An 18,186-nucleotide genomic window follows, 5' to 3' on the forward strand; every position below is an offset into this window, starting at 1 on the left:
TCTGGGTCAACTCCTGGTTCGATCCGGGCAAGGAGGCCGACGCCGCCAAGGCCCTGTTCGACCAGGGCGCCGACATCATCGTCCAGCACACCGATTCCACCGCCGCGCTGCAGGTGGCGGAGGAGCGCAAGCTGCACGGCTTCGGCCAGTCTTCCGATATGATCAAGTTCGCGCCGAATGCGCAGCTCACCTCACTCACCGACGAATGGGGCCCATATTATATCAGCCGGGTCCAGGCCGCGCTCGACGGCACCTGGAAGCCGGGCAATGTCTGGCTCGGCATCAAGGACGGCGCCGTCAAGCTCGCCCCGTTCACCAACATGCCCGACGACGTGAAGGCCATGGCCGAGGCAACCACCAAGAAGATCTCCGACGGCTGGAACCCCTTCACCGGCCCGATCGCCAAGCAGGATGGCACGCCATGGCTCAAGGACGGTGAAGTCGCCGACGACGCCACGCTGCTCGGCATGAATTTCTACGTCAAGGGCGTCGACGACAAGCTGCCGCAGTAAGCAGCACAGGATTTCAAACGGAAAGGGCGCCGCACGGCGCCCTTTCTTGTTGGCTTTCCGCTTGAAAATATCTGCGTCAGACCGCCGTGCCGTAGAGATCATAGGCGTCGGCGCGGTCGATCTTGACGGTGACGATATCGCCGGCGCGCATTGGCCGCCGCGACTGGATGTGCACCGAACCGTCGATCTCGGGCGCGTCGTATTTGGTGCGGCCCTTGGCCGAATTGCCATGCGCCTCGTCGATCAGCACCGGCAGGCGCTTGCCGACCCTCTTGGCGAGCTGCGTTGCCGAAATCTTCTGCTGGCGCTGCATGAAGCGGTGCCAGCGCGCTTCCTTGATCTCCTGCGGGACCTGTTCGAGGCCGAGATCGTTGGAGCGGGCGCCCCTGACCGGCTCGTATTTGAAACAGCCGGCGCGGTCGATTTTTGCTTCGTCCAGCCAGTCGAGGAGCATCTGGAAATCATCTTCGGTCTCGCCGGGAAAGCCGACGATGAAGGTGGAACGGATGGCAAGGTCCGGGCAGGTCTCGCGCCAGCCGCGAATGCGCTCCAGCGTCTTTTCGCCATGCGCCGGCCGGCGCATGCTCTTCAGCACCTGCGGCGAGGCGTGCTGGAACGGAATGTCCAGATAGGGAAGGATCTTGCCCTCGGCCATCAGCGGGATGACATCGGCGACATGCGGGTAGGGGTAGACATAGTGCATGCGCACCCAGACGCCGAGCTTGCCCAGTTCTTCCGACAGGTCGAGGAATTTCGCCCGCACCTCGCGATCACCGAACATCGACGTCTGGTACTTGATGTCGATGCCGTAGGCGCTGGTGTCCTGCGAAATGACCAGGATCTCCTTGACGCCGGCCTTGGCCAGCTTCTCGGCCTCGCGCAACACATCCGCCGCCGGCCGTGAGACGAGATCGCCGCGCAGTGCGGGGATGATGCAGAAGGTGCAGCGATTGTTGCAGCCTTCCGAAATCTTGAGATAGGCGTAGTGGCGCGGCGTCAGCTTGACACCCTGCGGCGGCAGGAGATCGATATAGGGGTCGTGGCTCGGCGGCGCCGCCTCATGCACGGCGGCCATCACGCTCTCATAGGCTTGCGGCCCGGTGATGGCGAGAACATTGGGATGTTTTTCGCGAATGACGTCCGGTTCGGCGCCGAGACAGCCGGTGACGATGACCCTGCCATTCTCCGAAAGAGCGGAACCGATGGCGTTGAGCGACTCGTCGCGCGCGGAATCGAGGAAGCCGCAAGTGTTGACGACGACGAGATCCGCGCCGTCATGCTTGCGCGCGATCTCGTAGCCCTCGGCGCGCAGGCGCGTGATTATGCGCTCCGAATCCACAAGGGCCTTCGGGCATCCAAGACTGACGAAACTGACGCGAGGCGCTGCGGACATAAAGGAGTTTCCGGGTTTTCGGGATTGGCGGCGCATTACCACACTTATTGCGGCATTGGTATGGTCGTGCGCGGCAACCGCGAAAGCGCTCTGGCCGGCGACGTCAGCCGACGGCGTTGTTCACATGCGGCCAGACTTCCAGCGCGCCGCGATAGATCATGTCTCCAGCGACATAGAGGATGATCAGCAGGCCGACATAGGCGATCCAGCGATGGCGGTGCAGCAGCCTGGCGATGAAGCTCGCGGCCAGGCCCATCAGCGCGATCGACAGCACCAGGCCGATGATCAGCACGGAGAAGTGATCGCGCGCCGCACCTGCGACCGCCAGCACATTGTCGAGCGACATCGAGACGTCGGCGACGACGATCTGCAACGCCGCCTGGCCGAGCGTCTTGCGCTGCGCCTTGCCAGCCACGAGACTATCCTGGTCGAGATCGGAATCCGACAGCGCTTCCGTCGCTTCGTGCTCATCGGCATGCGAGGTGCGCAGTTCGCGCCACATTTTCCAGCAAACCCACAGAAGCAGAATGCCGCCGGCCAGCAACAGGCCGACAATGGCGAGCAGTTGGATTGTGACGGCTGCAAAACCGATGCGCAGCACCGTTGCCGCCAGCACGCCAATGAGGATGGCCTTCTTGCGCTGTTCGGTCGGCAGGCCGGCCGCAGCAAGGCCGATGACGATGGCGTTGTCCCCCGCCAGCACGAGGTCGATGGCGATAACCTGGAGCAGGGCCGAGAATCCCGCGGCGGTAAAAATTTCCATCAACTGGACGTTCCTCGCTCTTCGCCGATCGTTTGCGTCGAGTGTCCGCCTACGTGCATGGTTCGAACGCGTCAAGAGATTGGTTGGGCGAATCCGGAATTGGGATCATTCCGGAGCAAACGCAGGGCGCCAACCAAGAACTCAAAATCCCACCATTAATATCTTGAATTCCCTAGTATTTTTCTGATTCTCCAGTCTAGTCGTAGAGATTGTATTTCGCCCAATCGGCTTCCGGAATCTCCTCGCCGATCCGATAGCGAAAATCCAGAACCTGCATATGGTCGGGCGCTGTCTGGCACTTGAATTTCAGCCGGTACCACTGCCCCTTGCTGCGAAAGGCGGCCCCAGGGCTCCTGATTGCATCGGCGCCCATTTCGGGTGTCGCAAACGCGTAAGCGACGACGCGATCGGCTTTGTATTTGCGATCGTCGTGGCTGATGCGGTCGAGCACTTCAGCGTCGCATCGCTGTTCGAGCCGGGTTTGCGGGTCGAGTTTCAACAGGCCGGCGCGCAGGGCGCTGTCCATGGCATTGGCCGGCAAAGCCAGCGTTGCTGATGCCAGGACCGTTAGACACAGCTTCTTCATGGCCGGGAGAAGCACCATATTTCGGCGGAAAAATCAACCGGACGAGGCCTCGGTCATCACGACGCATGTTACCGCTGGCTAGACCGCCCGCTCACAGTGCTGGCCTTAAACGAGGACTAAAGAGCAGTTTCAGATAGGTTCGGAACAGCATGATTTGCGCCGGCAGTGCACTCGGCTCATTCAACGCCTTGGACAGAATGATACCTCCTTCGGCCACGCCCATAACCATGTCGGCGAGGGCGCCCATGTCGACCGGCTCGTTAGGAGGGTATAACGCGCGGATATCCTCGATCATTGCGAGAAACCTGGCACGCCAGCCCAGGATTGCAGAACGATTCAACTCGCGAACCTCGGTGTTGAACATCCTGTCCTGATAGGCGGTCGTGGCGACCAGGCAGCCGGGGTGCGCCTGCGGCAAATTCTCGAACAGTTCAGCGAGCATTTTCAGGCCGATCAGCATGGCATGCAGTGGATCGTCATTGAGTTCGCGCGCCCTGCCGAACAAGTCGTCGAAAATGCGATCCTCTTCCTTGATGTAGCGACTAATCAACGCCTGCGCCAAAGCGTTCTTGTCGGCAAAATGGTAGAAAAATCCGCCCTTGGATATATCTACGGCCGCGACGATTTCCTCGATCGACGTCGCTTCGAAACCTTTCAGCAGGACAGCGTCCTGGGCGACGTCCATAATGCGCTGTCGCGTCGAACTCCCGCGTATATTTGTGCTCAAGGCATACCCGCTTTCTGGACCGTCAGTACAAAATCTTGCGACGACGGCGGGTAGGCATGCCGGCTGCGGCTCTGCAAGACATTGTCTCTAAACAACAATTTTCGATTTATGGCCAGTATACCGTAAGCCAACTGGTTTTGGAACGCTGGTCCGTGGATGTTCCGGGCACTCGAAACCCCGAACCAGACGGCGCATCCGCGAGCTGAAGTCCGATGCGCATCAGGAGACAGATCAATGTTCGACCAAACCCGTAGAAACGTACTGGGTGCATCCGTGATCGGTGCAAGTGGCCTGCTGGGCGGTATCGCGTCCGGCGCCACTCCGGTGAACCAGCAGAACGGCGTCAGAACAGCCCCGGAGCGCGGCCTTGCGCAAGTCGCTACCTTTCCGCTGCTCCAAGCGATTCACGGCCGCCGCTCGCGGCGTTTTGCGAAAGGCGCATCCATTCCGGACGGTCCTCTTGCCTATACGTCAAAACATCCTGCGGCGCCGATCACCGAGATCGAAAAGATGCTGCTCTTGAGCACGGTGGCGGGCAATACAGGATGGGCAAATCTCATTCCGCACAACAAAAGCTACGCCCCAAAAATGCCGAACTATGCGGGCGCCGCCGGTGGCCGCACATTTCCGTCTTCGGCAGGGTTTCACACATCGGAGATCTTCTTCACCGACGACACCGGAGTCTATTTCCTGCCGACGCGGGACATGGCGTCCATCGTGCCGGTCGGGGGCGAGATTGACTTGGACGCGTATCTCGGGGCGCACCGGTCGCGCATCGTCAAACTGGCGGATCAACGGCTAAACGTCCCGCGCTCTCCCGAGCACATGGAGATGCACAACGAGTGGTGCGGCAATGTTCCCGGCAGCACGCTGATTATTCCTGTCGCGGATCTCGCCCAGCACATGGTGCTCACGCTTTGCTACCTCGTTCAGAACGGAGCCTGCGTCTACGACGACGTCAATGGCCGGCCAATCCCGGGGCTGGAAAACTTCGCAGGGCTGGTGGATCTGCAGAATCCGTATCCGCTGACCTTCGTAGAACAGCTGGCTCTCACCGAAGTCACCGTTGAAACCTCGACAGCCTGCTACGCAGGTGCCCTAATGCTACAGGCACTTGGTCTCGGTGGCTGGATGTACGATGGCCTCAATCCATTCACGGTTCAAGGCGCCAGCGGCGATCCTGCCGTTCCCGGTCTCGGGTTCCGGTTCGACATGATCCCCGGAAAACCATTGCCCCATGTGACCGGACTGCCGGGCGTGTTCGAAGCGCACTGCCCGCCGCATTTTCCGGACATGCGCGCTGCCGTTGAAGCGGTGGTCGAGCGCAAGTTCGGCAAGGGCGGGCCGTTCCATGGCGAGACAAAGGGCCCCTACAAGCACTCGGAGACAGTCCGCACCAGCGCCGCGCCGATGGGAACGGAGTTCGTCAACTGCGTGGCCGTGATGGCCCAGTATATATACGATACTTTCGGCAGATTCCCGGCCACCGTGCCGGCGATCTTCAACCTGATGTATCTCCAGGCGCATCGGCTCGACACAGAGTTCTACGACACGCATTTCGCACTGGGCGCGTACCTTAGGACGCACGCGGAGCACGACAGCAATTGGGGCTGAGACCGTTCCGTTGTGCCGCTCTTTCACAACTTGAGCCCCGATATTCCGATCAACGCAAAGCGAGGCCGAAGTCGAACCCTTCGGTCGTTGGAACCTCTATGTCACTCAAGTTCCCTCTATCACAAGGTCGCGGCGTGTTTCGGGATACAGCTAAGGTCAAATCGCGATACATGGCCTGAACTCGCGCCAGGCACAGGAATAGTAAAAGCCATGCCGTGCGGCAATTGGCAGTTGTGCCGCGGGAGGGAGAGAACCGACCACAAATGGCGGGCCGGGCTGGGGGCTGGGGTTGATGCAGGCCGCCGCGGCAATAGATTAGATGCGAGAGCCGAAGAATGCCTGCCGAATCCTCACAGGAGAGGCTCGTGACGTCTGACGCCGACACAGCCGTCCTTTCCGGGGCGATCGGGGACTACCGCGAGTTCGATCCTGCGGCCGCGCTCGAAAGACATTTCCAGTGTGTCTGGTCCAATGCGGTGCGACCGGATGGAGGAAGCCTGTCGGCCGTCGTACCGGATGGCTGCGTCGACATCACCTGGGTCGACGGCAAGCTGATCGTTGCAGGCCCCGATGTTGCCGTCGCCGTCTCAACACTGACACCCGGCTGTACCGTGATCGGCGCGCGCTTCCGGCCAGGTGCGGCAAGCCGGTGGCTCGGCCTGCCAATGTCGGAGATCGTCGGCGGCCGGGTGGCGCTCGGCCACTTCTGGGGAACGCCGGCGCGTGAGATTGCCCGCAGAATTGGCGATGCGCCCTCCACGATAGAACGGATGCGGGTGATGCAGAGGGCACTCTCCAGACGCGCGCCCGATATCGAGCCGCCGCCGCCGGACATGGGATTTGCCTTTAACGCGCTGAAGACCGAATCCGCCGGTCCGGGCATGGCGGTGATCCTCGACCGGCTGGACGTCAGCCCGCGAACGCTGCGCCGCCGCTGCCAGGAGGCTTTCGGCTATGGGCCGAAGACGCTCGATCGCATTCTCCGCTTCCAGCGGTTCCTTAGCCTGGCGCGACAGTCGGGCGGTGAACGCCTTGCCGGCCTCGCCTTCGAAGCAGGCTATAGCGACCAGGCGCATCTTACCCGCGAGGTGCGGCGCCTGTCGGGTTTTTCGCCCGCGGCGGTTCTGCGGCAGTACGGCGCCTGACTGGCCGTTTTGTTCAATACGCCACTGTGACGTCAGCCTTATCTGTCTTCATCGGAAGGAGGCAGATATGACCATCTACAAATCCCGTATCATCACCGCGTCCATCGACCGGGACTGGCGCGAAGTCTACGACTTCGCCTCCATCCCGGAGAACTTCCAGCGATGGGCGGCAGGTCTCGGCAGGCGCTTCGAGCAATCGGGCGAAGAGTGGACGGCGGAGGATCCGGACGGCCGGCTCATCCGCGTCCGTTTCTCCCGGCCCAACGAATTCGGTGTCCTCGATCATATCGTCCTTGCCGAGGACAAGGAAACCCGCAATGCGGTGCGCGTCGTTCCCAACGGGACCGGCGCGGAGATGATGTTCACGCTTCTGAAGGCACCGGACATGACGGAGGAGGTATTCGCCGCCGACGCCGTCGCGGTGGAGCGAGACCTCCAAGCCTTGAAAGCATTGCTCGAACGCTGAGCATCAAACTCACGAAAGGAGACGATCATGGCCAAATCCAGCAACGACAAACGCATCGATTATGTCGAGTTTTCCGTCGCCGACATCGCACGCTCGCGCGACTTCTATGGCAAGGCCTTCGACTGGTCATTCAAGGACTATGGACCGGGCTATTGCGAGTTCAACGACGGCCGCCTGACCGGCGGCTTCGCTCTCGGTGGCCAGGGCAAGGCGGCCGGCGGTCCGCTGGTGATCCTCTATGCAGACAAGCTTGACGAGATCCAGCGTCGCGTCGAGGAGGCCGGCGGCAAGATCGTCAAGCCGGCCTACTCCTTCCCAGGCGGCCGCCGCTTCCATTTCTCCGATCCCGACGGCTACGAGCTGGCGGTGTGGTCGGAGAGGTGAGGAAGGTGGAAAGGGGCGCCGAGCCAGATCCGGCGCCCCGCGTCATGGCGAAGACTGTTCAGGAAAACCACGGCGCTGCCCAGTTGGTCGACATACCGGGTTTCTTGTGCTTGCCGGTAGCGTGCCCATCAAGATCGGCGATGAACCATTGGCGCGGTTGGGATCGGCGGCGCTCCCGGTGGCAACCTCGACGAGGAATGCGCCATGGAAGCGCTGGAAAAAATCAAGGACAAGCTAAAATAGCGCTCGGCGAGAAGGCACGCGTCGTCGAGGTGAGGTGCTATTGGCTCTGCCCCGTGCTTGGCAAACAGCCAATCAAAACGCGCCTTGGGGGGCGAGCTGCTTGTGCTTTTCGAAGATCGCCATCTTGTGCGGATAGGTGATCCGCACCTTGGCGTTGCAGCCGTCGCATCTGATGTGCGCGATCGTTCTCAGCGCGGAGCCCTTCCTTACCGTCGGATGCGAGCAATCCGGACAAGCGAATGTGAGCGCGATATCGGACAAGTTTTCGGCTAAACCCATTTCCATCTCCTTCGCGGCGCTTGGCGACACCATTCAAAGCCGTCGTGTGTGAAACTGATATGAAGGCGCTCACACAATGACCGAAGAAGCTCGCTGTCCCGCAATCAGCGAGCCCAACTCTGGCGAGTCTCACTGTGCAATTCAGATGCCAATCCGATCGTGCCAAAACGGGACGAGGCACGGCGAGAACGAGGAGACCAGCGCAGAGGAGGCCGGCTGCAGGATTGCCAAGCCGGCTTACCTTCCTGGGCCGCTTCCATTTCTCCAATCCGGACGGCTATGAGTTGGCGATGTGGTTGGAAGATTGAAAAAAACGAAAGAGGCGCCGGCCGGCGCCTCTTTCGAACGGTCTGGACAAGCTGTCGAGACTTATGAGGCTCTTGGGTCGAAGCCAAAGAGTCTCGGCCACGTCGACCACCACCACCTGGGTGGGGCGGTCAGTCAGGGCTGGCTTCGTGTTGAAGCGTCTATTCTGCCGCTTTCGCGTCCTCGTTTTTGAGGACCGGGGTGTCGGCAGTTGTGGCGGTATCGGCAGTTGTCGGCGTATTGCTGTTCGCGATGCTTGCCACTTTGGTTTGCTGGTCGACGGAAGCCGTCGTTTTGGTGTGGCCAACACATTCCGCCGCGGCGCCGGACACGGAAAGGCCGAGAGCGGCGGCGACTAAGATGGTGGTCTTCATCCTATGGCTCCTAGCTTTGTGAGAGTGCACTGCAGAGTAACGCCATATCGCCAGTTCGAAAAATCAACTTTTTCGTACCGCCATTAGCGGGTGGAAACCGACCTTTAGGGCGGATTGAACGGTCATCACAGTTGTTTTCGATGGTGCCGGCTTCGCCGTCAGGCATTGAGCGGAATCTGTTCGATCAAACCGGCTTTACCTCCTCCAATCAGGTGATGACCGGACGCGACTTCACTGTAACGTCGCGGCAGGTATGCCCGATAAGGTGAGGAATGCCTTTTAGAAGGCACTCGAAGGAACAGCGTCATGAGCAACATCCCTATAGTCGAACCGTTTTGCGTCTCCGACACCTTTGTCACCGGCGCCGGCCCACTCCAGTTCATGGGCGACAATCTCAGGCTGACCTTGTTTGTTGCGCAGCGCTTTAGCTACGACGGCGACAGTGATGGCCCTGAGAACGCCGTGGTGGCTAAGCTTGTCGGAAGCCGATCCGACATGCTGCAAATCGCTGCCGCCATCGTGCGAGGCTGCAATGCGGAAGGAACGCCACTCGAGAAGGTGACGGAGAGCTTTGTCGATTTCCTGGAGGCACCGAAGGGCCGGCACTGATCAACCGGCAAACTTGCCGCATGAATCGAAATCGGTAGAAGGCTTCCCTGTGAGGTGAGGGCGGCGAGGGCCGGCAAACCGATCGATTCCGACCCTCACCAAGGTGCTCGCCATCCCGGCCGGGATCAGCCCGCTACTGGCGTGTTGAGAAGCTGCTGCTAACGGCGTAGTATAGAATAGAACATCTAACCAATATTTATCGCTTCGCGCAGTGCCGTGGATGAGCAACCGGCGGGCGCGTGGTTAGACCGAATGGCTGATTTGCATCGCGACGGGGCGTCGGGCAGAGTTGAACAACGCTCGGTTCGACCGGGCAAGGCATGGCGCGGCGCAACCCAGGGAGGGACAGCATGAAACGCGTGGCACTTTTAGTAATGGTGCTTGGCGCGCTCGCAGGCACCGCATCGGCTCAAGAGAACCTGTTTCCAAAACTAGGTCAAGAACCTCTGACTGAGAAACAGAAGAGTATCGTATTAAGAAGATGCGCTTGCGACCGCACGTTCGCCCCACTATACTCATGCCAGTGTCTCATGACGGAGGAGTATTACATGCCAGAACTTCTGGCGAGAGTCAAAAGAAGCCCGCATGCTACCGAGCGTGACCATCTAGAGAATGCCATGGTCACAACCGCCCGCAAGCACGGGAATCAGTGCCTACTCCCAGAGCCTGACTACTCCATGGCCCTCTGTAGTACTTTGCCGCGAATTAAAAACTAACTTCGACCACGGCGTCGCGGTCAGCGTGGTCAAGTGAGGGCGCAAATCGAGGAGATCACCCCGAAGAAAAAGCGGCGCTGACTTCCGCCGTCCGCAACCTGACCGACACCTTTGTCACCGACGCCGGCCCACTCCAGTTCATGGGCGACAATCTCAGGCTGACCTTGTTTGTGGCGCAGCGCTTTAGCTACGACGGCGACAGTGATGGCCCGGAGAACGCCGTGGTGACTAAGCTTGTCGGAAGCCGATCCGACATGCTGCAAATCGCTGCCGCCATCGTGCGAGGCTGCAATGCGGAAGGAACGCCACTTGAGAAGGTGACGGAGGGCTTTGTCGATTCCCTGGAGGCACCGAAGGGTCGGCACTGAACAACCCGGCAAGTTTGCCGCAGGAAGCGAAATCGGTAGAAGGCTTCCCTGTGAGGTGAGGGCGGCGAGGGCCGGCAAACCGATCGATTCCGACCCTCACCGAAATGCTCACCATGCCGGACGGGATCAGCCCGCTACTGGCGTGTTGAGAAGCTGCTGCTCCCAAAGATACGCGATGCCGCTGCCGCCGAAGTGCTGGATGAGAATCTCGGTCAGCTCCTCGACATGCTCGGTGCGCGCCCAATCGCGTTGCCATTCGCCAGCGAGCGCCATCACGGTCATCACGTTCGCGCCGGCCGCGATCATTCGCTGGATGGCAACTTCGTGAGATTCCCTCGAAATCCCGCCCGACGCGTCGGTGATCACGGTCACGTCCCAGCCTTCGCCGGCGGCCTGGATCACAGGCATTGCGACGCAGACCTCGGTCCACAGGCCGGCGATGATCAGCTGCTTGCGGCCGGTCGCCTTGACGATGTCCACCACATTCTCGTCCTGCCAGGTGTTCACCCAGGTGCGATCGATGACTTCCTGGTCCGGAAATACGTCGGTGATCTGCTTAAAGAGAAGTCCACCGCGCGCCGCGATCACGCTGGTGAGAATGGTCGGAACATTGAAGGCTTTTGCCAGCTTCGCCAGCGCGGTCGTGTTGTTGACCACCATGTGCGGATCGTGGCTGTTCAGGTTTGCGAGCTGATAAGGTTGGTGATCGATCAGAACGAGGACCGAGTCTTCAGGACGAAGAAGCGAATCGAGGCCGTTACGAGGGGTCATCAAGACTTCCTTTCTCTGCCGCTATGGACGGCGATGGGTTCATTGGAGGCATGCGCCAGCGGGCGACGTTGCCTGGACACAATTTGCTGTTCCTTCTGGTGATGCGGTAGTGCCATAGTCAGGCAAGCTGTGTCGCGAAACGAGGAACGCCGAATTGGACATCGAAGATCTACAGACATTCGTCGCGGTGGCCGATGCAGGGGGCGTATCGGCCGCCGCGCGCCGGCTCGGCATCTCCAAATCGATCGTCAGTCGGCGGCTCTTTCGGGTTGAAGCGGAGCTTGGCGTCCAGCTTCTTGCACGAACGACCCGCGGCGCCGCGCTCACCGAAGCGGGAATCACGTTCAGAGACCATGCGGCCCGAGCCAGCGCCGAGATCGATGCGGCCAGGGAAACGATCCTCCCCGCCGGGGAACTGCGCGGCCGCCTGAGAGTTGCCATGCCGCTTTCTTTTGGCCCAACCCACTTTGCCCCCGTGCTTGCGGAAATGGCACAACACCACCCGCAGCTCCACATCCATACCTCCTACAGCGATCGCTTCGTCGATCTGATCGCCGAAGGTTTCGACTGCGCGATCCGGGTTGGTTATCTTCAGGACTCCAACCTGATCGCGAAGTGCGTCGGGCCGATCTTTGGAAAGCTTGTCGCAAGCCCGGATTATATCAAAGCGCACGGTTCACCCGAGACGGTAGAGCAGCTCGTCAACCATCAGGCCCTCATGCAAGGAACGGAAGCCTGGCAGTTCATGGATGGCGACAAGATCGTCACGGCTCAGCCGCAGGGCAGGTTCAAGGCCGACAACGCTACGGCGCTTGCCGCTGCCGCGGCGGCAGGACTCGGCATCGCCTGGCTCCCCGATTGCATCACATACGAATATGTGGCCTCCGGCGCGCTCGTTCCGGTGATGACACGCTATCCGGTACCTCCGGGGGCCGCATATGTCGTACGCCCGCCGGGTCAGCACCCCACGCGGAAAGTGCGGGTCCTCATCGAAATGCTGATCGAATGCTTCGCACGAAATCCAGACGTTTGGGGCGTGTAACGACCAGCGCATACCTCGCCGCGGTCGGATAGCGCAGCGATTTCCTGACGCCATTTACATGCGGCAATCGGCGGAGATTGGTCCTCTATTGGCTAATTTAGTATAGCCAGGTAATTTGTGCGGCTATCGGCGGCGTTTGGCGGAGGGAGTGCAACTGAGATCCAACCTTCTCCACCCACGCGTCGTAACCTGCCCCCAACGGGCGAAAAAGACTGTCCAACAGCAGCGCGTCGGCCGGTGAGGGGATTTCATCAACAAGGTGGCGTGCCGGCAGAAGCAAGCTGGGCTCACCGGTTCGGGGCTTGCATTTCCAGCAATGCTGGCAACGGCGATGATGAAATATGCCATTGAAGCCGGGGGAAACGTCCGGGGAATCGGGCGAGGAAGGATAGAGCCATCCGCTGCAAATCCTGCAAACTGAGGTAGCGGATTTGCCGACTGCCAGCTTAAGTGGAAGATGGAATGCCGTTGATTGCCGGGCCCTCAGTGGAACAGCTGATTGAAGCTCGACGCTCAGCAAACGACCGCTTCAATTCTGATCGTCCGCCGCCACGACTGCCTGAGGTGGCCATATATCGCGCGCGCTTTCTCTATGTCGAGCGCCGACAACATGCCGTCATTGGAGAATTTCGGATTGCAGAAATTCAATACTGACTCAGGGTCGTAGGCGTGACGTAGTTAAGAGCGGAATCGGACCCCTGCCGAAGTTCCGGGCATGCGTCGTCAGGTGCGCAAAGGCACGCCGCATGCGTCTTTAGCCTACCAAGTGGGGTCACGTCCTCCTTGATCATCCTAAGGCTCTCTCCTTGTTTAAAGGAGGTCGGCAATTGCTCAACAGCTTCCTTAATCCTTGCGGCAATAATGGAGAGCAATGAAGGGGGAAATAGTGGGAAACGGATTGCCAGTGCCCTGTGTGCTACCTTGAAGCTCGACCTGCCGCGCGGAGACGACGCCATAGTCATCGCCACCGGCCTCAACTTTGTCTCTTCCAGTTCGTGCTTCGCTGACGCTCAATGAGAAAGAAAGCGGAGGAATTTCGTCGGAAGTGAGGGTGAATTCTTCCAAGCCGCCTTGATCGTTAAAATTTCTTCTGACTGTTTTTTGACCTAGATCCCGATCAACTCGAGGGCCTGCAGCGATGATGCTGCGCCCGGCAAATCGATCGGAATCTTGGACACCTACATTCGTAAAACCATCGGGACAACCCGAGGGTAGGTCGAATGCAACAACGGCCCCTGTCGGGAGCATGCGAGAACCAAGGGAGTTTTCTACTTAAAGCGTAATACAAGCTGCGAGTTGCTTCAGGTCGTAACGCCCAGGTTGGTTCTCTAAATCGTCTATGCAGGACGCAAACGCCGGAACAGGAAATGCAAATGAAAGGATCAACGAAGGAAAGCAGTGCCGAAGATACATCGTCTTCTCCGCGATTGATCGTTTTTTGAAGGCTGATATCAAATATCGAATTCTTGGAGCCTCTTGGCGTCCATGTGTTTAGCTTGATAGTAACTCTCAAGCCTCGTTCGCGCCGGCTCGTTCTTGCTAAGGCCTAGGAAACGTTTGGCATTGCCGCTGAGGAAGCGCTGCCGCTTTTCGTCTGTTATGCCGACCGCCTGAGTGAAGCGGTCGACAACCTCGAAATAGTCGGAAAAGCCAGCCTCTTGGCCCAGCATAATCCAGTCGGTGGCGAACATCAGCCTTTCGACATTAGGATCGGAATTCGCTACATAGCTGGCAAAGGCGGCGCTCAGCCTCTGCATCTCAGCCGGCGTGGAATGACCCGGCAGGATCTCGCTGAGGAATCCCACATCGGCGAAGAGATTCTTGGCACCTGAAGAGACGAGCGCCACGCGGATATTCTCCCAATCCTCGCCCCCCGCGACCGACTTTTCGAACCCACCGAAATGGGCGAGGTTCAGTCTTAGTTCCGGATATTTTAGAAGAACCGGCTTCCAGTTCGCCGGGCTGGCGCGCCCGGAATATCCGGGTCCCGCGCCGTTGGAATCGGCGCTATGAGCCATAATAGGCACGCCTTGGCTGGAGGCCCACGAGAATAGCTTGTCCAGTGCCTCGTCAAGCTTCCGCGTGAATTGCGAGATGTCGCCGGCGCGCTCGGGAAAGGCAAGAGTCGAACCTTCATTGCCCGCCGGCATGAAGCCCATTGGCGGATAAAGCTTTACGCCAATGAAGCCCATGTCGTTGATCGCCCATTTGACCAAGTCGAGCGCCGTGTTGGTTCCGCCAATTTCCTGGTCTGCAACCTCACGCCACGGGTCATACGCCACGAAGCAGTGAACCATCGATCGACGCTCGAGGCGCTGGATCCGCTCCATTACTCGAATCTGGCTCTCCAGATTCGAGCGCGGCTCCTCGTCAAGCCAGCGCGAGAAATCGATAAGGGCGGGCGTGAACAGCCTGACGCGGTCCGGTCCGCCGAAAAGTCGCTCGATCTCCGCGACGATCTTGCGGCGTGGGCTGTTGAAAAGCGCCGCCCAGCGGAAATAGCGTGAGATCTTGCCGTCGCCAGAAAGCAGGCTCCGGGCCATATTGGGATAGGGGTCGGCGCCCATCTCCGGTGAAAGAAGCGAATCCTCCGATTGGCCGGCCTCCTCGGCGAGCCGACGCATGAAATATCCGGCGCTCGCACCGCTGACCTGACGTTCAAAAGCGGGCAGATTCTCGAAGGATTGCGAGAAACTCTCCGACATCGTCGCGCGAAGCGCCTCGGCAAGGGTCGCGACGTCGGAATCCATACTTGGGGCATTTTCGATTCCGGCATCGGCCTGTGCCTCGATGGTGCGGAGCTCCATTTCGGCGCTCGGCGCGGTGCCCGTCAGCAGCTGGCGGACGAGGACGGCGCCGATCCATGGTGCTAGCGCCCGGTTCACTTCTGGAGCTTCGTTTGGAACGACAGTCGGCTCTGCATCCCCGAAAACGACGCGCTGGACGAAGCCCCGGACCGGCAGGTCATGGGCGTTGAACACGTGGCAATGGACGTCGGTGACGATGCCGGTTTCCTGCGCAAGGAGCGCACTTGTCGGAAGAAGGCACGCCGGGAGCAGGGCCGCTGCCCCTTGCATGAAGCGTCGGCGCGTCAGCTGATATCTGTCTTCGAGCGTCGCGAGAAATACTGCGGCCATTTGTCCTCCTATGGCGCCCTCCGGAGTACTCCGAGCGGTTACCCAAACTTACCTTAACATATTGAATAAATGTAAAAATTTATTCTTTTACCACTCTGGTATAGTGGCGAGGATTATGATAAGATCTAGCTAATATAACTTTAGTTCATGATTCATGAGGGTCAAGGAGGAATAAGTCGTCAGGGAGGGAAATATGTTTCGCAGTTTAAGTGTTTTTACCTCGATTTTTTGGGGTATTGCTGCATTCTCTTCAAGCTCCACGTTCGCATCCGAACAAGAGACTTTGGACGCGATAAGAAAGCAGTCGGTCACCACTGGCAGCCAAATTATTGTTCCGGAAGCATCAGATGCTGCTCCGGAATCTGGGAATGCCAGCGTCAATACCCTTTTCAACATCACGGCCAAGGAGCAGGCGATCATCGTCGACCGGCTCTTCCCGCTCGCCGCCGCCAAGTGGCCGTTCAATGTCGTCTTCGTCTGCTGGGAGAATGGGACGCCGGAGAACCTCGAAGGCCGCGAATGGGTGCGCGACGCGGTGGTCAACAGCTGGGAGAAGAACTCCTCGCTCAAATTCATGGGCTGGCAGACCTGCCAGGCCGCCACGCTCGGCATCCGCATCCTCATCGAGGACAGCGGCCCGCATGTGAAGGCGCTCGGCAAATTCCTGAACGGCAAGAAGGACGGCATGGTCCTCAATTTCGACTTTGCCAATTGGAGCAAGGGTTGCCAGGAGACGAAGGAGTTTTGCATTCGTTCCGTGGGTGTTCACGAGTTTGGACACGCGATCGGTTTCGCGCATGAGCAGAACAGGCCGGATGCACCGGGTGAATGTGCGATTCTTCACCAAGGTTCGAACGGCGACGTGTTGCTCACGCCTTATGATCCGAACTCGATCATGAACTACTGCTCGCCTGAGTGGAATAATGATGGGGAACTCAGCGAGCTCGATATCAAGGGCGTCCAGTATTTCTACGGCGTGCCATAGGCAGAACCCTTCAAGAGGAGACGGCGATGCGGCTGACACTCGGCAGAGCACAAGTATTCGCCGGCCTTCTGCTGGCCGGACTCGCCCTGATCGCCGTCCCGCACAGCGCGCGCGGCGATGTGCATGGCGACATGGCATTGAGCCTCGTCCATCTTCGCATCGAGGCGATGGACAAGCTCGGCATCCAGAAGGAAAGCAAGGCGACCGGCTTCCTCGTCACGGCCGACGGACAGGTCTTGACCGTCTATCATCTGATAAGCGGCCTCGGTGAGGTCCTCGGCGACACGGTCAAGATCACTGCCCGCGTCGGACGGCGCGGCGAGAATTCCACCGATTTCACCGAAAGCGCCGCCGTCGTAACGGCCTTGCCCGAGCTCGACCTCCTGCTCCTCAAGATCAGCCAAGGCCTTGACGCCTACACCCCCGTGCGGCTCGGCTCATCGCGCACGCTTGCGCTCGACGCTCCTCTCCTCACCTCAGGCTTCCCCGAGAATCTCGAACGCTGGCAGGATGACGGAGCCCTTCGCTCGAAGCAGGGGCCCGGCGGCACTTTGTGGGGCACCGACATGGAATTCCTCGGCGGCCAGAGCGGCAGCCCTATCTACCTCAACACCGGCGAGGTCGTCGGCGTGGTCAAGGGACAGCTCCGCGGGGCGTCCAACAAGAGCTTCTTCGTCCCAATCGACCTTGCCGATCCGCTGCTCATTCCGCTGCGGCTCGAGGCGATCTGGCAGCGCCTCGCAGCTGTTCCGAAGGGGCAGTGCCGCGTGTGTGTCAGTGCAACCCCAACACTTTGCGCGGGAAACACGCAGGCCTGCAGCGACTGGAGCACGGCCGGCGCGTTGACCGGGGCCGATCCGAACAGCGCCGGCTGGAGTGAGCCCATCCAAATCATAAAGGACACGTCTGCAGGTTTTGCAGACTGCAAGATCCGTTGGAAGGTCGAGTGCCAGTAGGCCGGTCTAAGAGCGACCAGCGCTTGATCCCGATGGCCAGGGAGAGGATGCGATGAGCCTAAGGGCCTGTATGGTCTCGGGGGGACTGCTCGGCACGCTCATGATGGCCGGCGCAGCGATGCCGTCCTTCGCGCAGGAACTCGCCGATCCCGGCTGGGATGACCCGTTTTTCTCCGGCTATCTCGAGCGGGAAAGGAGCCGGCCGCTCGACGCATCGCCCCCGAATGACGGCGTCTCCTTCAGCCTGCCGGTGCTCGGCTTCGCAACGCAAGGGGCTCCCGGCGCCGGCGATGCCGCGCCGCCGATCGGGGGCCCGCTCAGCGCGCGGCTCAAGTCCGCGATCGCGGAATGGCCGGCCTGCGCGACCGCGTCACCGAAAGTGACGACCGTGCCGGAGACGCCCGAGCAGGCTGCCGGCGCGGCGCCGGGAACCTGGTTCACCTCGACCTATGATTTCGGCTGCCTGCAAATCGTCATCGACGGAGACCGCAACGAGCCCGACGAGGCCTTCGCGAATGCTGCTGAGGAAGCGCCGGAAAGCGGCTCGATTGAGCTCGCTTATCAGAATGAGAATGCCGGCGAGTCGATCGATGCGGAAGGCAACGTCGCCTCGCTCGGGGTGCCGCCGAAGATCGAACAGAACGAGGTCGTCATCAGCTATGCGCGCGGCAATCTCGTCTATGGCGTGACCGTTTCCTGCCAGACAGGCAGCGAGAGCCTCTGTGCAAGCAGGCCAGCCTTGGTAGCCCTTACTGGCCAACTCATCCCTGTCGCGGGCCGACCGGCGCCGAACTAATTCGGAGGACTCGT

21 protein-coding genes are annotated in these 18,186 nt (G+C 60.0%); 12 read left to right on the top strand and 9 right to left on the bottom strand.

The window, feature by feature from the left end:
- Positions 1–512, top strand: a 512-nt coding sequence (locus tag C9427_RS03375) for a BMP family ABC transporter substrate-binding protein (protein ID WP_146172491.1), incomplete at its 5' end; no start/stop codon positions are given.
- Positions 513–588: 76 nt separating this feature from the next.
- Here the strand turns inward: C9427_RS03375 and rimO are convergent.
- From rimO to C9427_RS03395, 4 genes are all read right to left on the bottom strand, one after another.
- Positions 589–1,905 carry a 30S ribosomal protein S12 methylthiotransferase RimO gene (rimO, locus tag C9427_RS03380; protein WP_107647797.1) on the bottom strand — a complete coding sequence of 439 codons (1,317 nt, stop codon included), beginning with the start codon at positions 1,903–1,905 and terminating at the stop codon, positions 589–591.
- Positions 1,906–2,008: 103 nt separating this feature from the next.
- Positions 2,009–2,668: a TerC family protein gene (locus tag C9427_RS03385; RefSeq protein ID WP_107647798.1), complete on the bottom strand. Its 660-nt coding sequence runs from the start codon at positions 2,666–2,668 to the stop codon at positions 2,009–2,011.
- A gap of 196 nt (positions 2,669–2,864) precedes the next feature.
- Positions 2,865–3,272, bottom strand: a complete 408-nt coding sequence (locus C9427_RS03390; protein ID WP_107647799.1) for a DUF930 domain-containing protein — start codon at positions 3,270–3,272, stop codon at positions 2,865–2,867.
- Positions 3,273–3,345: 73 nt separating this feature from the next.
- A complete protein-coding gene (locus C9427_RS03395) occupies positions 3,346–3,939 on the bottom strand; it encodes a TetR/AcrR family transcriptional regulator (RefSeq protein WP_107647800.1) in 594 nt (197 codons plus the stop codon).
- 276 nt (positions 3,940–4,215) lie between these two features.
- On the opposite strand from C9427_RS03395, the gene C9427_RS03400 reads away from it, so the two are divergent.
- From C9427_RS03400 to C9427_RS03415, 4 genes are all read left to right on the top strand, one after another.
- A complete protein-coding gene (locus tag C9427_RS03400; RefSeq protein ID WP_208636336.1) occupies positions 4,216–5,595 on the top strand; it encodes a hypothetical protein in 1,380 nt (459 codons plus the stop codon).
- A 365-nt stretch (positions 5,596–5,960) separates the two neighbouring features.
- Positions 5,961–6,740: a helix-turn-helix domain-containing protein gene (locus C9427_RS03405; protein ID WP_107647919.1), complete on the top strand. Its 780-nt coding sequence runs from the start codon at positions 5,961–5,963 to the stop codon at positions 6,738–6,740.
- A gap of 67 nt (positions 6,741–6,807) precedes the next feature.
- Positions 6,808–7,206, top strand: a complete 399-nt coding sequence (locus C9427_RS03410) for a polyketide cyclase (RefSeq protein ID WP_107647801.1) — start codon at positions 6,808–6,810, stop codon at positions 7,204–7,206.
- Positions 7,207–7,233: 27 nt separating this feature from the next.
- Complete coding sequence (locus C9427_RS03415) at positions 7,234–7,590, top strand: VOC family protein (protein ID WP_107647802.1); 357 nt, start codon at positions 7,234–7,236, stop codon at positions 7,588–7,590.
- A gap of 315 nt (positions 7,591–7,905) precedes the next feature.
- Here C9427_RS03415 and C9427_RS03425 read toward each other — a convergent pair whose 3' ends face one another.
- Positions 7,906–8,112, bottom strand: coding sequence for a hypothetical protein (locus tag C9427_RS03425; RefSeq protein ID WP_107647920.1), 207 nt, complete (start codon positions 8,110–8,112; stop codon positions 7,906–7,908).
- 467 nt (positions 8,113–8,579) lie between these two features.
- Complete coding sequence (locus C9427_RS03430; RefSeq protein WP_107647803.1) at positions 8,580–8,792, bottom strand: hypothetical protein; 213 nt, start codon at positions 8,790–8,792, stop codon at positions 8,580–8,582.
- Positions 8,793–9,098: 306 nt separating this feature from the next.
- Between C9427_RS03430 and C9427_RS03435 the strand changes: the two genes are divergently transcribed.
- Positions 9,099–9,401, top strand: coding sequence for a hypothetical protein (locus C9427_RS03435; protein ID WP_107647804.1), 303 nt, complete (start codon positions 9,099–9,101; stop codon positions 9,399–9,401).
- A gap of 856 nt (positions 9,402–10,257) precedes the next feature.
- The gene (locus C9427_RS03440; RefSeq protein ID WP_107647805.1) at positions 10,258–10,485 is read left to right on the top strand and encodes a hypothetical protein; all 228 of its coding nucleotides are present in this window, start codon (positions 10,258–10,260) and stop codon (positions 10,483–10,485) included.
- A gap of 126 nt (positions 10,486–10,611) precedes the next feature.
- On the opposite strand, the gene C9427_RS03445 is transcribed toward C9427_RS03440, so the two are convergent.
- A complete protein-coding gene (locus tag C9427_RS03445) occupies positions 10,612–11,256 on the bottom strand; it encodes a hydrolase (RefSeq protein WP_107647806.1) in 645 nt (214 codons plus the stop codon).
- Between the two features lie 154 nt (positions 11,257–11,410).
- On the opposite strand from C9427_RS03445, the gene C9427_RS03450 reads away from it, so the two are divergent.
- Together C9427_RS03450 and C9427_RS33725 are read left to right on the top strand one after the other, a co-directional pair.
- Complete coding sequence (locus C9427_RS03450; protein ID WP_107647807.1) at positions 11,411–12,298, top strand: LysR family transcriptional regulator; 888 nt, start codon at positions 11,411–11,413, stop codon at positions 12,296–12,298.
- 462 nt (positions 12,299–12,760) lie between these two features.
- A complete protein-coding gene (locus tag C9427_RS33725; RefSeq protein WP_146172492.1) occupies positions 12,761–12,952 on the top strand; it encodes a hypothetical protein in 192 nt (63 codons plus the stop codon).
- A 189-nt stretch (positions 12,953–13,141) separates the two neighbouring features.
- Here C9427_RS33725 and C9427_RS33730 read toward each other — a convergent pair whose 3' ends face one another.
- Both C9427_RS33730 and C9427_RS03455 read right to left on the bottom strand, forming a co-directional pair.
- Entirely contained in the window at positions 13,142–13,546 is a 405-nt protein-coding gene (locus C9427_RS33730; protein ID WP_146172493.1) for a hypothetical protein, read from the bottom strand.
- 203 nt (positions 13,547–13,749) lie between these two features.
- Positions 13,750–15,435, bottom strand: a complete 1,686-nt coding sequence (locus C9427_RS03455; RefSeq protein ID WP_107647808.1) for an amidohydrolase family protein — start codon at positions 15,433–15,435, stop codon at positions 13,750–13,752.
- Between the two features lie 193 nt (positions 15,436–15,628).
- Here C9427_RS03455 and C9427_RS03460 point away from each other — a divergent pair, with 193 nt between their 5' ends.
- From C9427_RS03460 to C9427_RS03470, 3 genes are read left to right on the top strand one after another with little or no spacing between them, the layout of a single operon-like run.
- The gene (locus C9427_RS03460; RefSeq protein WP_107647809.1) at positions 15,629–16,420 is read left to right on the top strand and encodes a M12 family metallopeptidase; all 792 of its coding nucleotides are present in this window, start codon (positions 15,629–15,631) and stop codon (positions 16,418–16,420) included.
- Positions 16,421–16,446: 26 nt separating this feature from the next.
- Entirely contained in the window at positions 16,447–17,376 is a 930-nt protein-coding gene (locus C9427_RS03465) for a S1 family peptidase (RefSeq protein WP_107647810.1), read from the top strand.
- 52 nt (positions 17,377–17,428) lie between these two features.
- Complete coding sequence (locus C9427_RS03470) at positions 17,429–18,172, top strand: hypothetical protein (RefSeq protein WP_146172494.1); 744 nt, start codon at positions 17,429–17,431, stop codon at positions 18,170–18,172.
- Positions 18,173–18,186: the final 14 nt, after the last annotated feature.

The organism is Mesorhizobium helmanticense, from assembly GCF_003034915.1.
GTDB lineage: Bacteria > Pseudomonadota > Alphaproteobacteria > Rhizobiales > Rhizobiaceae > Mesorhizobium > Mesorhizobium helmanticense.